Annotated in this window: 14 protein-coding genes; 13 read left to right on the top strand and 1 reads right to left on the bottom strand. The window is 66.0% G+C overall.

Annotated elements, in window-relative coordinates:
• Positions 1–259: 259 nt before the first annotated feature.
• A complete protein-coding gene (locus tag A9974_RS21995; RefSeq protein ID WP_370539673.1) occupies positions 260–1858 on the bottom strand; it encodes a ShlB/FhaC/HecB family hemolysin secretion/activation protein in 1599 nt (532 codons plus the stop codon).
• Positions 1859–2459: 601 nt separating this feature from the next.
• Between A9974_RS21995 and A9974_RS21990 the strand changes: the two genes are divergently transcribed.
• The 13 genes from A9974_RS21990 (at position 2460) to A9974_RS21930 (ending at position 13683) form a co-directional block, all read left to right on the top strand.
• A complete protein-coding gene (locus A9974_RS21990; protein ID WP_183006287.1) occupies positions 2460–3290 on the top strand; it encodes an MHYT domain-containing protein in 831 nt (276 codons plus the stop codon).
• Between the two features lie 117 nt (positions 3291–3407).
• The gene (locus A9974_RS21985) at positions 3408–3584 is read left to right on the top strand and encodes a Flp family type IVb pilin (protein WP_006390266.1); all 177 of its coding nucleotides are present in this window, start codon (positions 3408–3410) and stop codon (positions 3582–3584) included.
• A 264-nt stretch (positions 3585–3848) separates the two neighbouring features.
• A complete protein-coding gene (locus tag A9974_RS21980) occupies positions 3849–4370 on the top strand; it encodes a prepilin peptidase (protein WP_220806069.1) in 522 nt (173 codons plus the stop codon).
• Positions 4337–4777 carry a TadE family protein gene (locus A9974_RS21975; protein ID WP_183006286.1) on the top strand — a complete coding sequence of 147 codons (441 nt, stop codon included), beginning with the start codon at positions 4337–4339 and terminating at the stop codon, positions 4775–4777. Before A9974_RS21980 ends, A9974_RS21975 begins: the two co-directional genes overlap by 34 nt.
• Before the next feature lies 1 nt (position 4778).
• The gene (locus tag A9974_RS21970) at positions 4779–5270 is read left to right on the top strand and encodes a TadE/TadG family type IV pilus assembly protein (protein ID WP_183006285.1); all 492 of its coding nucleotides are present in this window, start codon (positions 4779–4781) and stop codon (positions 5268–5270) included.
• Entirely contained in the window at positions 5267–6223 is a 957-nt protein-coding gene (gene cpaB / locus A9974_RS21965; RefSeq protein WP_183006284.1) for a Flp pilus assembly protein CpaB, read from the top strand. The genes A9974_RS21970 and cpaB overlap by 4 nt, the downstream gene beginning before the upstream one ends.
• Positions 6224–6288: 65 nt before the next feature.
• Entirely contained in the window at positions 6289–7671 is a 1383-nt protein-coding gene (locus A9974_RS21960; protein WP_183006283.1) for a type II and III secretion system protein family protein, read from the top strand.
• Complete coding sequence (locus tag A9974_RS21955) at positions 7668–9008, top strand: pilus assembly protein CpaE (protein ID WP_183006282.1); 1341 nt, start codon at positions 7668–7670, stop codon at positions 9006–9008. Before A9974_RS21960 ends, A9974_RS21955 begins: the two co-directional genes overlap by 4 nt.
• Before the next feature lie 22 nt (positions 9009–9030).
• A complete protein-coding gene (locus A9974_RS21950; RefSeq protein WP_183006281.1) occupies positions 9031–10392 on the top strand; it encodes a CpaF family protein in 1362 nt (453 codons plus the stop codon).
• Entirely contained in the window at positions 10392–11321 is a 930-nt protein-coding gene (locus A9974_RS21945) for a type II secretion system F family protein (RefSeq protein ID WP_183006280.1), read from the top strand. Before A9974_RS21950 ends, A9974_RS21945 begins: the two co-directional genes overlap by 1 nt.
• Before the next feature lie 11 nt (positions 11322–11332).
• Positions 11333–12331 carry a type II secretion system F family protein gene (locus A9974_RS21940; RefSeq protein ID WP_183006279.1) on the top strand — a complete coding sequence of 333 codons (999 nt, stop codon included), beginning with the start codon at positions 11333–11335 and terminating at the stop codon, positions 12329–12331.
• Positions 12331–13215, top strand: a complete 885-nt coding sequence (locus tag A9974_RS21935) for a tetratricopeptide repeat protein (RefSeq protein WP_255468288.1) — start codon at positions 12331–12333, stop codon at positions 13213–13215. Before A9974_RS21940 ends, A9974_RS21935 begins: the two co-directional genes overlap by 1 nt.
• Positions 13216–13236: 21 nt before the next feature.
• Positions 13237–13683, top strand: a complete 447-nt coding sequence (locus A9974_RS21930; protein WP_183006277.1) for a DUF3613 domain-containing protein — start codon at positions 13237–13239, stop codon at positions 13681–13683.
• Positions 13684–13701: the final 18 nt, after the last annotated feature.

Genomic DNA, 13701 nt, shown 5'->3' with positions numbered 1-13701 from the left:
TGCTTTCTTGGGATTTTTCCTATTTTAAAAATCCAATAAAATCAATGACTTGTTGTTCGTTTAAAGGGTTTGTACCAATATTTGGAATCCCCCATTTTTACGATCACGCAGAGCCTGCGAATGTTACGTCTGGCCGTAAAACCCCCGTTACGTTACGGCCCACGTTACGTAACGTGGTGTATGGAACAGGCAAAAAAAAGCGCCTGTTGGGACAGGCGCTGATGACTTGGCGCGCGGGCGGCGCCAGCAGGCACGCAGATCAGAACGCGTCGTAATACAGCGAATAGTTCGCGTTGAAACGCACGTCTCGGTCGTTGTTCACCGTGGCCGAACCGATAGGCTTGGCTACGTTGAAATCAAACAGGTAGTACTTGTCGTCGGTAAAACGCAGCCCCAGCGCCACGGAAGACAGGTGGCGCTGATTCAGTTGCTGCAAGCCCTTGTTGTTGTAATAGGTACGGGCAAAGTCGATCAGTGCGTAGGGCTGCACATTCGACAGGTATTCCCAGCCGATGCCGAAACGGCGATTCACCTCGGCGGAAACGCCTATGCCTTTGTCGCCGCTTTGCTCGCCTTGCGGATAGCCCATGGCAAAACGCCAACTGCCGTACGACACTTGTTCGGACGACGGCAGGATGTTGCTCGAGTATTGCGCGGCGCCCGACAGGGTCAGGCCGAACTGCGCCGGCAAGGCGAAGGTCTGCTTGGCGTTCAGGTTGTAGCGCGTGAAGTCCAGGTCCAGGATCGGCACGGCGGAATAGCCGTAGTTGGTGTAGATCTCTTTCTTGGCGCCGGCTGCATTGAAGCCCTTGGCGACCCCCAGGGTCACGTCGGTAGTCTGGGATTCCGACACCTGGATATAGCGCATTTCAAGATTGGCGGCGCGCACTTGCGCGTCCTGCTGCAGCCAGCGGTCAGAATCCTTGGCCTCGTACCGGTCCTTGGAGTTGGCCGCATATACCCCCAGCGTGCCGGTCAGCGAGCGGGTGTTGTTCAGCAGGAAGGGGTAGCTCACGCCAATGCCGATGCGGTTGTTCTTGACGCGGCGCTGGAAGCCCAGGAAATCGATGGCGTCGTCCTTGGGCCGGGCGTCGTAGTAGTAGCCGTCCACCTTGACCGCCAGCCCGTCATTGCCGATGGGCACGCGGACTTCGCCGGACACGTACTTCACGTCGTCGGTATTGAACGGAACCGACGCCGTCAGTTTGACCTGCTCGCCCAGCGGCGTCAGGCTGTTGGTGGCGGCATTCACAATGGGCTGCATGCCCGTGCCCAGATCCGCCACGCCGCCCGTCAGGCTGACCGGCTGGCGCGTGGCCGTCAGCAGCAGTTCGGTGGCGCCGTCGGCGCGCCGGGGCAGGTCCAGCGACGGCGTGAACTTCACGCCCGGCACCGTCCGCATCAGGTTCAGCACCCGTTCCAGCGTCGCCTGCTTCAGCGGCTTTTCTTCCTTCAGCGGCTCGGCCAGGGATTCCAGGCGGTCCTGCGCATTGCCGATGTCGCCTTCGAAGCGCACCGTGCCGATATAGCCTTCCACCACCGTCACGACCACCAGGCCGTTGGCGAAGGTCTGGTTCTGCACCAGCGCGAACGACAGCGGATAGCCGCGGTCGCGGTAAAGCTGCGTGATCTTGTCCACCTGCTGCACCAGTTCGCCCAGGCTGATTTCCTTGCCCGACAGCGGCGACAGCAGGGCGGAGACCTCATCAAACGGCATTTCATGCACGCCGGTCACGTCGAAATGCTGCGGCACGATGCGCTGCGCCAGGCGCGCCTGCAAGGCCAGTTGTTCCGGCGTGGCGGTCTGGACGACGGGTGGGGGTTGCGTGGCGTTGGGCGGCCGCTCGATCTGCGGCATGGCGTCGACGGGGTTGCCCCGTAGCGGGCCGTCGGCCCGTGCCGTGCCGATCGCGGCGAGCGTGCAGATCAGGGCGAGGGAAAGCGGACTTGCGGGAAGCGTACGTCTCATGCCTTGTTGTCTCTCATTTGCCGCAGGTGCCGTCAAAACAGCATTCGATAAATGCCCGAATAGCTTCTGGATATATGGGGACGCTATATAAGTTAAGCCGGTTGCGCACCGCTCAGGCGGTATGTTGCCAGCGCGCCAAGGCAATGACAAATTATTTCATTGTGACTGGCCGGAAACGTGGATATAACAACATAGTGAAATAGAAGGCAATCCCGGCATCCGAAATTACCGGGTTTATCGGTATCGAAAAAAACGACCCCTTCGAATTTCCGAGTATTCGTTACAAGTGAGCTGTCGCAGTGTTGCGAATACTGGTATAAACCCTGATGTGTATTAATTGTTAATAGATAAGACTATATAAACGTTTCAAAACACATCGGGTTTTACAGGCTATCGGGAGTCCGTCGATGGACCAGGATGACCGCAAGACAATCGTCGAATGCAGGCCTGCCCCCGGTGGGTTTAAGCGGCTGCTTCAGAGGGGCCGTTCATGAACCCGGGCGATATCGTGCCGCTGTCTTTCCACGGCGGACTGGTCGCACTGTCGTTCCTGATCGCGGTGCTTGGCTCCTATGTGGCCCTGCTTGCCGCAGTGGGCATCCGTGCCGAAATGCAGGACGGCGAGATACGCATCGGTTACATCATCATCGGTGCATTGGCCATGGGCGGCGTCGGTATCTGGAGCATGCATTTCATCGGCATGCAGGCACAGAACTTGCCGTTTGAAGTGGGTTACCAGGTCGGTTTGACCGTGCTCAGTTTCCTGGTGGCCGCCGGGTTTTCCGGTTGGGCTTTCTGGTATGTAGGCCGCGATCGCTTCACCTTCATGCGTTGCGTGGTGGGTGGCTTGGCGGCAGGGCTGGGCGTGGCGGCCATGCATTATGTGGGCATCAGCGCCATGCGCATGCCCGCGGTATTTATGTGGAATTTGCCGATGGTTGTTTTATCGGTATTCATAGCGGTAATTGCCGCGTCAGCCGCTTTGTGGCTGGCTTTCAATACGCAGAATGAGTTTCAGCGCGCCGCGGCGGCCGTTTTGATGGCGATTGCGGTGTGCGGCATGCATTACACGGGCGCGGCCGCCGGCACGGTTGTCTGCACCACGCCACGCGATTTTTCCAGCATGCAGATCGGTGGAGTGATGCTGCCGTATATCGCCTTCGCGCTGTCGGCCGCCATTTTGCTGGTCATGCGCTGGCATTTGCAGCGCGCCTCGCGCCGTTTCCGCGCGCGCCTGGCGCAACGCATCGATTCGATCATTGAATCGGCTCCCGTGGCGGAGCCGGGCAGAACACCTGGTTCCACTCTGGGGCCGGGTTAGCAGGTCCCCGGAAGGCGCGCGGGTGAGGAACACGCCAGCGCGTCGGCAGCACCGGGTCTAGGGGGCGCCGCCACTGCGGCGGGGCCCAATTATCCAGCGAGACCTTAGGAGCTCGACATGAAAGCGAAACTTGCGCAGTTCTGGAACGACGAAGAAGGTATTACCGCCCTGGAATATGGGCTGATCGCGGGCACGATCGCGGTGGCGCTGGTAGCGGCGTTGGCGACATTCACGGGCGCGCTAAGCGGCCTGTTCACGTCGCTGCAGGCCAAGCTCGCCAACGCGTCCAAGTGACGCCGAAGGTTCCGGCCGCGGCGGCGCGCCTGGCTCATGCCAGGCAGCCCCGTGCGGCCGGGCCTGCCACCCGCTTGGTGCGGAGCCGATGTTGACAACACTACCCGCGCGACAGCCCAGGGCGGTCGCGGATTGACGGCGTTGGGCGCATTGGCTCGTTGCGTACTGCATGAATACGTATTGCCAGCCAGTCGAATGAAGGAGACGGTGTCCCATTGAGCGGACACCCGGTAGTTCAAACCGAAACCGTCATAAGGTCCTGCCTTGTATCCAGGGGAAGTGCTGTGGTGGCTGTTGTTCGCATGCTGGAATCTGGCGTTGATCTACACCGATCTGCGCTATCGCCGCGTTCCCAACACGCTCATCGTCGCGGGATTCGCGGGGCAGGTGCTATGGCTGCTGGCCGCCTGGCTCGCGCCGGCATGGGCGTATCCGCCGCGTTGGGCCGGCTGGTCCATGGCGCTGGCCGGATTCGCGCTGGCGTTGCCATTCTTTCCACTGTGGATCAAACGCTTGATGGGCGCGGGCGACGTCAAGGCGATCGCCGTGCTGGGGCTGCTGATGGGCTTTGCCCCGCTGGTGCTGACCCTGGTGTTCGCGAGCATCCTGGCCGGGCTGCACGCCTTGCTCTACCTCTACATTTCCCGAAGCTGGGCGTTGCCGCTGCGGGCCCGCCAGATTCCGTACGGCGCCTATCTGGGCGCCGCCGCGCTCAGCGTGGTGTTTATTCCCTTGAGTTCGGACTGGTATTCGTGGTGTTTTTCCTGGTGTTCTACGCGATCCTGACGTATGCCCTGGTCTTCACCGCACAGCATTCCGTGACCCTGGCCGCGCAGGACGGCGCCCGCAAGGTGCTGCAATGGCAGCCGGGCGCCACCTCGCTGACGGTCCGTGCCAACGCCGGCCGCGACATCGCGCTGGACCGCTCCGGGTGGATCACCACCATGTCCTCGGCCGCAGTGGCGGTGGCGGTATGCGGGGCCTCCGGCACGCTCAGCAGCACGGCCGGCGGCACCTGCAGCGGCTTGCCGCTGACCGCCGACCAGATCGAGGTGACGGTCAGCTATCCCTACGGCGCCAATCCCCTGATTCCGAATTTCCCGTTCCTGGCGCAGGCGCTGATGCCGCCTTCCAGCGTGCTGACCGCCCGCGCCACGGTCCACCTGGGCAATTCCCTGGATGGGAGCAATTGACATGGTTGCGCGCGCCAGTTCCGACACCTTCCGCGGCCGCAAGGCCGGCCAGCGGGGCCTGGCCGCGCTCGAATTTTCGTTGACGGTGACCATGCTGCTGATGTTCGTCTGCGCCGTCGTTGGCTATGGCGTGCTGTTCTGGATGCAGCAGCAACTGGCCTCCGCCGCTTCCGAAGGCGCGCGGGCCGCGGTCTATGCCCGGTTCGCCGGCCAGGCCGATGTGCCCGGCGCGGCCTGCTCGGCGGCCATGAGCGTGTTCGGGACCGGTTCGACGGTGGCCTGCGCCACGACCAGCGCGCCCTGCACCTGGAGCGGTTCGGGTGGCCAGACGGCGCAGTGCACGACCGTCGCCATGACTTTCAACGTGCAGGCCTGGCCGGTGCTGTCCACCTTCCAGGCCTTCATCGCCATGCTGCCCGGGACGGACAAGAACTGGATCCCGACCCGGTTGTCGTCGAAGGCCATCGTGCAAATTTCCCAAGGGACACCATGAGCAGTCTGAGCAAAATCATTGCGGGTGTGTTGTTGGCGGCGGGCCTGGTGCTGGCGTTCGTGGCGTGGCGCCTGGCTTCCGAGCCGCCGGCCCCGGCGCCCGTGGCAACGGGGCCCACGGCGACGACGGCGGCGCCCGCGCCGGCCGAAGCCCCGGCCAAGCGCTATCCGGTGGTGGTGGCAAGCGCGGCGATTCCGGCCGGTACCCGCATCGATGGCGAAAAAATGCTCAAGGTGGATGAATGGCAGGTCGCGCTGTCGGGCAGCTACAGCTCGCGCACGCCGCTGGAAGGGGCGTATGCGCGGGTCGACATCGCGCCGGGCGATCCGGTGCTGCCCAGCATGCTGGCGCAAGGCCTGGGCCGTCAGCTCAAGCCCGGCGAGCGCGCCGTGGCGATCGGCGTGGACGAGGTCGTGGGCGGCGGCAACCGCATTGCCCCGGGAGACCTGGTGGACGTTTTCTTCATGGTCGAGAAGGGCGTCGAGATCCAGGGCGGCCAGGCCCGCTTGCTGCAATCGCAGGTCCGCGTGCTGGCCTATGGCGCCGCGTCGGTGGACGGGCCCGAGGAAAAATCCACGCTGCCCGGACCGCCCGGGCAGCCGGCCAAGACCGCCGTGCTGGCCGTGCCGGTCGAGCAGGTCAGCGAACTGATACTGGCCAGCCGCGCCGGCCGCCTGCAACTGGCCTTGCGGCCGGTGGGCGACGACGCCAAGCCCGACACGCAGCTGTTCGCGCAGCGCAGCGCCGTGTTGCCGCCGCGGCCCGATCTGACACCGGAACAGCGCGCGCAGCTGCTGACCGGCCCGAACCGCGCCTACGCCGGCGAAAGCCTGGCGCAGCTGGAGGGCACGTCGCCTGCCGCCAAACCCGCGCCGGTCCGTGCGGCCGGGGGTGGGGGCGGCCGTACGGTGGAAATACTGCGAGGAGATAAATCCGAGCGCGTGCGTTATTGAAACGCGGCTGCGCGTGGCTAGGTGCCGCCCGCGGCTGGACCTTACCTGTCAACTAGATCCAGCAAATGAAGAGAACCCAGCGCACCACTTTGATCTGCGTCCTGTCGGCCGCAGCGGCGATGACCTACGGCGCCATCGGCACGGCGCAGAACGCCATGCCCGCCGCCTCTGGCCTGAATACGCCTGCCCGCGATATCGCGGTGGCCGTCAAAGGCCAGCAGACGCTCATGCTGGACGGCGCGCCCGCCCGCATCGCTATCGGCGACCCTGACGTGGCCGATGTGAAAGTGCTGCCCGCCTCGGGCAAGCGCCAGGCTTCGCTGCTGCTGTATGGCAAGAAGGCGGGCACCACCACGCTGCAGGTCTGGACGGGCGCCAACTCGGCGCCGCAGCTCTGGAACCTGCGGGTGGCCGGCACGGTGCAGCAGGTGCTGGCCGGGCGCGGCGTGGCCGGCGGCGCCAACGTTGATGTGGCGGGAGACCGGGCGGTGGTGTCCGGCCAGGCCGACTCGCCGTTGTCGCACCAGGCCTCGGTGGCCGCCGCGGCCGCCACGGTCGGCGACAAGAACGTGGTCGACGTGTCCACCGCGGGCACAGGCGGGGTGGTGCAGGTCGAGGTCAAGGTGGTCGAGGTGTCGCGCTCGGTCATGAAGCAGGCGGGCATCAGCTTCGCTGGCCGCGCCGGCCCGTGGGGCGGCACCAATTCCATCACGCCCGACAACCTGCCCGCACCCCTGGGCTTCAGCAAGACCGCGGCCCTGGCGTCGGGATTTTCGCTGTTCTATGACTCCAACGACTTCAGCGCGCGCCTGCGCCTGTTGCAGAACAACGGCATGGCGCGCGTGCTGGCCGAACCCACGCTGGTGGCCTTGACCGGGCAGAGCGCCAGTTTCCTGGCGGGTGGCGAATTGCCGATTCCGGAAGCGGGCGGCCTGGGCACGACGACGGTGACGTTCAAGCCGTTCGGCATCGGCCTGACGGTGACGCCGACCGTGCTCTCGCGCGACCGCATCGCGTTGAAGGTGGCGCCCGAGGCCAGCGAACTGGACTACAGCAACGCCATCGCGATCTCCAACGGCACCAATTCCAGCACGCTGATTCCGGCCCTGCGCACGCGGCGCGCGGATACGACGGTCGAGCTGGGCGATGGCGAGAGCTTCGTCATCAGCGGCCTGGTGTCGCGCCAGACCAAGGCGCTGGTCAATAAAGTGCCGATGCTGGGCGACCTGCCCATCATCGGATCGTTCTTCCGCAGCGTGGACTACACCCAGGAAGATACCGAGCTGGTCATTGTTGTGACGCCGCGGCTGGTGCGGCCCATCGCGCGCGGCGTGACATTGCCGTTGCCGGGGGCCAAGCAGGAAGCGACCGACACGACGTTCAACGCTTGGGGCTACTACCTGATGGGTAACTCCAGCGGACAGCAAATGCCGGGCTTTTCACGGTGAGTAATATGAAGACACATGCCAGAGAGTGGGTTGGCCTGCAGAACGGCAACCGGTTTCTGTTTTGTTCGAAAGGCGATGGCGTCGCGGCGCAGCTTGGGCAGGCGCTGGGCGACATGGGCATGTTGACTCAGGAAGTGCCGGGGGTCGAGGAATTGGGGCGGCGCTTGACCGAGATCGAGCCCCAAGTGGTGTTCCTGGATTTCACCTTGAGCGAGGACGAGCCCGGCAAGCTGTTCAAGTCGGCCGAACTGGCGCGCCTGCTGGCCCGCATCGCGCCGACGATTCCGCGCGTGGCGGTGGGGCTCCTGAGCCAGCCCGAAGGCGCCATTGCGGCGCTGCGGGCCGGCGTGAGCGATTTCGTCGACCCCACCGTGGCGCCGCAGGAAGTGAAGGATGTCGTGCAGCGCCTGCTGGATGTGCCGGCCGGCGGCGGCCGGCAGGATGGATCGCGCCGCAGCGTGCTGCTGCTGGGCGCGCGTCCGGGCGTGGGCACCAGCACCCTCGCGGTGCACCTGGCGGGCATGGTGCAGGACCGCCTGAAGCACCTGCACGGCGTGCGCGCGACGGCGTCGGGCGCCAAGGCCGCCAAGCCGTCGGCCGATATGGGCAGCACCTTGCCTCTGAGCAGCCGCGTGGCCCTGATGGACCTGGGCTGGCCGGTGGGCGATTGCCAGCTGTACCTGAACATCGGCAGCGATTTTGATTTCGCCGAAGCCGCGCGCAATCTGCGCCGGCTCGATTCCACCTTGTTGAGCTCGGCCATGGCGCATACCGCCAACGGCCTGAGCGTGCTGGCGTTGCCGCGCGACCTGGGCCAGATGCGCGATGTGTCGCAGTCCGATTCGCTGCTGGTGTTCGAACGCATGCGCCAGCATTTCGGCGTGGTGGTGGCCGACTCGGGCGGCTTTACCAACCCTGAGTTCGTCGCGGGCCTGGCGCGCGCCTCGCAACAGAACTGGATCGTGACCGACCAGAGCGTGGGCGCGCTGGTGTCGCTTGCCGGGCTGCTGCAGGAACTGGAACAACTGCATGTGGACCGCCGTAGCCTGGGCCTGATCGTGAACCGCTACGACGAGCGCTATGGCATGACGGCGCAGCAGATCGCCGAACGCTTCCAGCTTGATCTGGTCGGCACGCTGCCCGATCGCACGCTGGCGCTGATGGTGTGTACCAACCAAGGGCATTTGCTGCACGAAGAAGCCGAGCGCGACGTCTACGTCCGCGCGGTCCAGGCGCTGGCCGAAAAGCTGAGCGCGGAAGAAAACACACCGGGCGGCCGGGCAAGCTGGCTGGCCACGTGGCTGCCTGGCGTGCACCGCCGCATGGTGGTCGAGTAACGGACGGCGGCGGAAATCCGACATGATCATGACAGCGACCATAGAGTTCGGTGGCGATGGCGACAAGGGCTTCTCCTCGTCCAACCGTTTCCAGGAAGTAAAGACGGCTGCCTACGAGCACCTGCTTTCCCGCATCGAAGAGCTGGGGGCGGAGTTCGGCAGGTGGGCGCGCTCGGCCATCCAGGAGTTCGTCGACATCGAGGTCGCGAGCTTCGTGCGCTTGCGCCGGGTGCCCATCAATGAAAGCGAAATGCGGCAGATCGCCGAGGCCTTGACCAAGGAACTGGCCGGGTTGGGACCGCTGGAGGACCTGCTGGCCGACCCCGCGGTCGAAGACATCCTGATCAACGGCTACGACAACGTCTTCGTGTCGCGGCGCGGCGTGCTGGCGCGCGAGACGCTACGCTTTACCGACAACCAGCACGTGTTGCGCATCGTGCGGCGTATCCTGGCGCCCATGGGGCGCCGGCTGGACGAGTCCAGCCCCATGGTGGACGCGCGCCTGCCGGACGGCGGCCGCCTGAACGTGGTGATCGAACCCTTGGCCGTGGACGGGCCGATGGTCTCGATCCGTAAATTCCGCCAGGATCCGCTCAAGCCCGCCGACCTGCTGACGCTGGGCACGTTCGACGAGGAAATCTACCGCCTGTTGCACGAGGCGGTGAAGAACCGCTGCAACATCCTGGTGTCGGGCGGCACCAGTTCGGGCAAGACCTCGTTGTTGAACGCGCTGGCGTTTTTCATTCCCGAGACCGAGCGCGTGGTGACGGTGGAAGACACGGCGGAGCTGTCGCTGAATCACCCGCACGTGGTGCGGCTGGAATCGCGCCAGGGCGGCTTTGACGGCAGCGGCGCGGTCAGCATCCGCGAGCTGATCCGCAACAGCTTGCGGATGCGGCCAGACCGCGTGGTGGTGGGCGAAGTGCGCGGCGCCGAGGTCATGGACATGTTGCAGGCCATGAACACCGGCCATGAAGGCTCGATGGCCACCATCCACGCCAACTCGCCGCGCGAGTGCCTGTACCGGATCGAAATGCTGGCCGGCTTCGCGGGCTTTCAGGGCAGCGAGGACAGCCTGCGGCGCCAGATCGCCAGCGCGCTGGATTTCATCGTGCAGATCGGGCGCCTGTCCAACGGCAAGCGCCGGGTGCTGTCCGTGACCGAGGTCACGGGCATGGGGGACAGCGTGATCTCGACCCAGGAACTCTATCGCCACGAAACCTTTGCCACGCCCGAGGGCGAGGAAAAGGATCGCTGGAACTGGCTGGGCATCCATCCGCACACGCCCAAGCTGGCCAAGATGCGCAATGAGCAGCGGCCCGCCGACCATAACCCGGGCGAGCCCGATGGTGGCGGCGGGGGCTTCTGGAGCAGGAGGCGCTGATGCTGCAAGCCGGCGTGATCGGGGGATTGGCACTGTTGTTTGCCTTGGCGGCGGTGCTGCTATGGCGCCACGCCAACAGCGGCGCGCGCCGCGCCGCCAGCTCGGCCTTCCTGGAAGATCAGCTGCGCCGCAGCCGTGGCGCGCCGGTCAGCGGCAAGCTGCCGTTTGCGCAAGGCGCGCGTGCCTTGCGCAGCGGCTTCTCGCGCTGGGACATGCTGCTGCTGCAAGGCGGCGTGCGCCAAAGCCCGGCCTTCTACGCCAAGCTGACGCTGCCCATCGTGGTCGGCGCGCTGCTGGCCTGGGCGTTCCTGGGGTGGCTGTCCGGCGTGGTGGCGCTGGTGCTGTTGGTGGTGTTTGCCTATTTCCTGCTGTGGCTGCGCGCTGACAGGCGCCAGCGGCGCCGTGTGTCGCAACTGCCGGCGTTCCTGGACAACATCGTGCGCCTGGTCACCATCGGCAACAGCATGGCGTCGGCCTTCCAGACGGCGGCCGCCACCACCGACGAGCCGTTGCGCGAAGTGGTCGAGACCGCGGCCGCACTGAGCCGCTCGGCCAAGGAGCTGGACGCGGCCTTGGTGCAGGTATCGCGCCAGTACGACATGAAGGAACTCTACATGGTGGCCGCGGTAGTGTCGGTCGCGCTGCGCTTTGGCGGCCGCAGCGACCAGGTGCTGGAACGCATGGCCGCCTTCATGCGCGACATCGGCCAGGCGCGCGCCGAGCTGACGGCCAGCTCGGCCGAAATCCGTCTGTCGGCCTGGATCCTGGCGCTGCTGCCGCTGGGCATCGCGGGCTTCATCATGGTGGCCAACAATGACCTGTTCATGGGGCTGTGGATCGACCCCCTGGGATTCAAGATGCTGATGACCGCGGTGGGCCTGCAACTGGCGGGTTCCTACATCCTGTATCGCATGGCCAAGGCCATTTAAGGACGCCACGGATGCAAGCCCTTCAATCCTGGAGTGTTTCGACCGTGCTGGCGCTGGCGCTGATGCTGGTTGCCGCCGCCATGCTGATCCTGGGCCTGAGCATGACGCGGCGCCTGCGCGGGCAGGACCGCAGCCGCCAGGTAGTGGAACAGGCGCTGGCGACCCGGGACGGACGCGGCAAGGCTGCGGCTGCCGCGGCCGCCGAGGGCGGACAGGGCCGCCTGGCCGCGGCCACGCGCGCGGCCGACTCGTTCGGCAAGCGCCTGAGCGAAGGGCGGTTCGCCGAGGCCCTGCTGGCTGGCGAGGACCGCAAGCTGGTGGACATGGCGGGCTACGAAAACCCCTCCACGGCGCGGCTGCGCTTCATCGTCGCGCGCTTCACGCTGGCGCTGCTGCTGCCGGCGGCGGCCGTGGGGCTGGACCTGGGCCGCAAGGTCAGCGATTCGTCGCTGGGCCTGTTCGTGGCGGCGTTCTTCGGCTTTGCCATCGGCTACATGCTGCCCAAATGGTTCGTGCGCAGGCGTCTTTCGCGACGCCGCAAGCAAGCCGCTGACGAGCTACCGCTGCTGATCGACCTGCTGCGCTTGCTGCAGGGCGTGGGCCTGTCGATCGATCAGAGCCTGCAAGTATTGATCAAGGAGTTCGCCCAGGTGCTGCCGGTCCTGTCATATGAGCTGCGGCTGGCGTCCGAACTCTACGTGCGCGGCCGCACCCGCGAGCAGTCGCTGGCGCGCCTGGCGGGCGGGTTCGACAACGACGACCTATCCGCTATCTGCCGCCTGATCGCCCAGGTGGATCAGCACGGCGGCGCGGTGCAGGAACCGCTGAACCGTTTCGGCGAACGCCTGCGCGACAAGCGGCGGCTGGAATTGAAGGAAAAGGTGGGCAAGACCACCGTCAAGATGACGGCGGTCATGATCGTGACCTTGTTGCCGGCGCTGTTGATCGTGACGGGTGGAGCAGGGTTTGTTGCGGTATTGCGCGGTTTGTCGCGCATGGGGGGCATGTGATGGCGGGCGGGATAGAAGGCGCGGCACGCGCATGGCGTTGGACCTTGGCGGCGGCCGTTGTTCTGGGCGCAGGGGGCCTGGCCGGCTGCCAGAGCAACAACGCGGAAACCGCCTGGCAGCTGATCCAGCAACAGCAGCAGGAGCAGGCGCTGATGCGTCAGCGCGAGGACGAGGCCGAGAACCGGCGCAAGCCGGCGGAACCCGAGATGATGCTGTCCATGATCGCCGAGTCGCAGCGCCAGGAGCGTTACTTCGCGTCGCTGGCCTACATCGACGCGTTCCAGCAGAAGTTCGGCAATGACCCGCGCGTGGCGGTGCTGCGCGCCGAAGCCCTGCGCCAGACCGGCCAGACGGCGTCGAGCGAACAGGCCTACCGGGCGTTGATCGGCACTGCCCAGGCCGCGGACGGCTGGCACGGGCTGGGGCTGATCGCCGGTTCGCGCGGGCAATTCGAACAGGCCGCGGATGATTTCGCGCGCGCCGCCAAGCTGTCGCCGATGGATCCGCGGATCCTGGGCGACCTGGGCTATGCGCGTCTGCGGGCTGGCGATCCGGCCGGCGCCCGCGTGCCCTTGGGGCAGGCCGCCGAACTGGCCCCCGACAACAGCAAGGTGCTGGCCAACCTGGCCTTGCTGCTACTGGTGGAAGGCGAGCCGGTCCGGGCCAAGAACGTGATGGACCGCGCCCAGCTCGGCGACGAGGCCCGCGGCCAGGTCCTGCGCCTGGCCTCGGAGATCCGCAGCCAGACCGCCGCGCCGCTGGCGGCCGCGCCTGCGGCCGGCGCCGACACGCAGGCTACCCGGGTGTCCCGTGGCGAAGGCATGGTGATGCCGGTCATGAGCCCCTTGATGGACAGACTGGGCAACGGGCCCATCATGCGCTAACCCGCTTTCAGGAATCTTGCCATGTCTCGAACCGCTACTTTCGCTCCGTTCTCCCTGGTGCTGGCCCTGGCGGCGGTTGCGCCCTGGGCCTGCCAGGCGCAATCGAACGCGCCCCTGACCGGCTCCATGACCGGTGGCGGCGTGGCTCAGGCCACGCCCGTGCCCGCCACGGCGCCGGCCGCCGCACCGGCCGCGCAGATGCCGGCGCGGCCCGTGGTGCAGCAGGTGCAGACGCCGATGCCGCAGCCCGCGCCCCAGGCCGCGCCGCAGGCTGCCGAGCCGCCCGAGGCCTTTGGCGACATCACGCGCGGCCTGTTGGCCGCCCAGGCCGATGGCCGCCGCGCGGGCGCGGCGCTGCCGGTGCTGGGGGCGGCCTCGACCGCCGCATGGAACCGTTACGTGGACAGCTTCACCCGGCCGATTCCCGAGTGGTTCACCAAGCGCGTGCAAACCAACAACACCAATTAGCGTCATTCCGTCACGGAG

The sequence above is a fragment of the Achromobacter sp. UMC71 genome (assembly GCF_014170305.1).
Taxonomy (GTDB): domain Bacteria; phylum Pseudomonadota; class Gammaproteobacteria; order Burkholderiales; family Burkholderiaceae_B; genus Achromobacter.
This window is presented reverse-complemented; position numbering and strand designations above follow the sequence as displayed.

Coding starts and splice junctions, on each gene's coding strand:
- A9974_RS21995 (WP_370539673.1), bottom strand. CDS start 1,858: ATGCCGCAGATCGAGCGGCCGCCCAACGCCACGCAACCCCCACCCGTC.
- A9974_RS21990 (WP_183006287.1), top strand. CDS start 2,460: ATGAACCCGGGCGATATCGTGCCGCTGTCTTTCCACGGCGGACTGGTC.
- A9974_RS21985 (WP_006390266.1), top strand. CDS start 3,408: ATGAAAGCGAAACTTGCGCAGTTCTGGAACGACGAAGAAGGTATTACC.
- A9974_RS21970 (WP_183006285.1), top strand. CDS start 4,779: ATGGTTGCGCGCGCCAGTTCCGACACCTTCCGCGGCCGCAAGGCCGGC.
- cpaB (WP_183006284.1), top strand. CDS start 5,267: ATGAGCAGTCTGAGCAAAATCATTGCGGGTGTGTTGTTGGCGGCGGGC.
- A9974_RS21960 (WP_183006283.1), top strand. CDS start 6,289: ATGAAGAGAACCCAGCGCACCACTTTGATCTGCGTCCTGTCGGCCGCA.
- A9974_RS21950 (WP_183006281.1), top strand. CDS start 9,031: ATGATCATGACAGCGACCATAGAGTTCGGTGGCGATGGCGACAAGGGC.
- A9974_RS21945 (WP_183006280.1), top strand. CDS start 10,392: ATGCTGCAAGCCGGCGTGATCGGGGGATTGGCACTGTTGTTTGCCTTG.
- A9974_RS21940 (WP_183006279.1), top strand. CDS start 11,333: ATGCAAGCCCTTCAATCCTGGAGTGTTTCGACCGTGCTGGCGCTGGCG.
- A9974_RS21935 (WP_255468288.1), top strand. CDS start 12,331: ATGGCGGGCGGGATAGAAGGCGCGGCACGCGCATGGCGTTGGACCTTG.
- A9974_RS21930 (WP_183006277.1), top strand. CDS start 13,237: ATGTCTCGAACCGCTACTTTCGCTCCGTTCTCCCTGGTGCTGGCCCTG.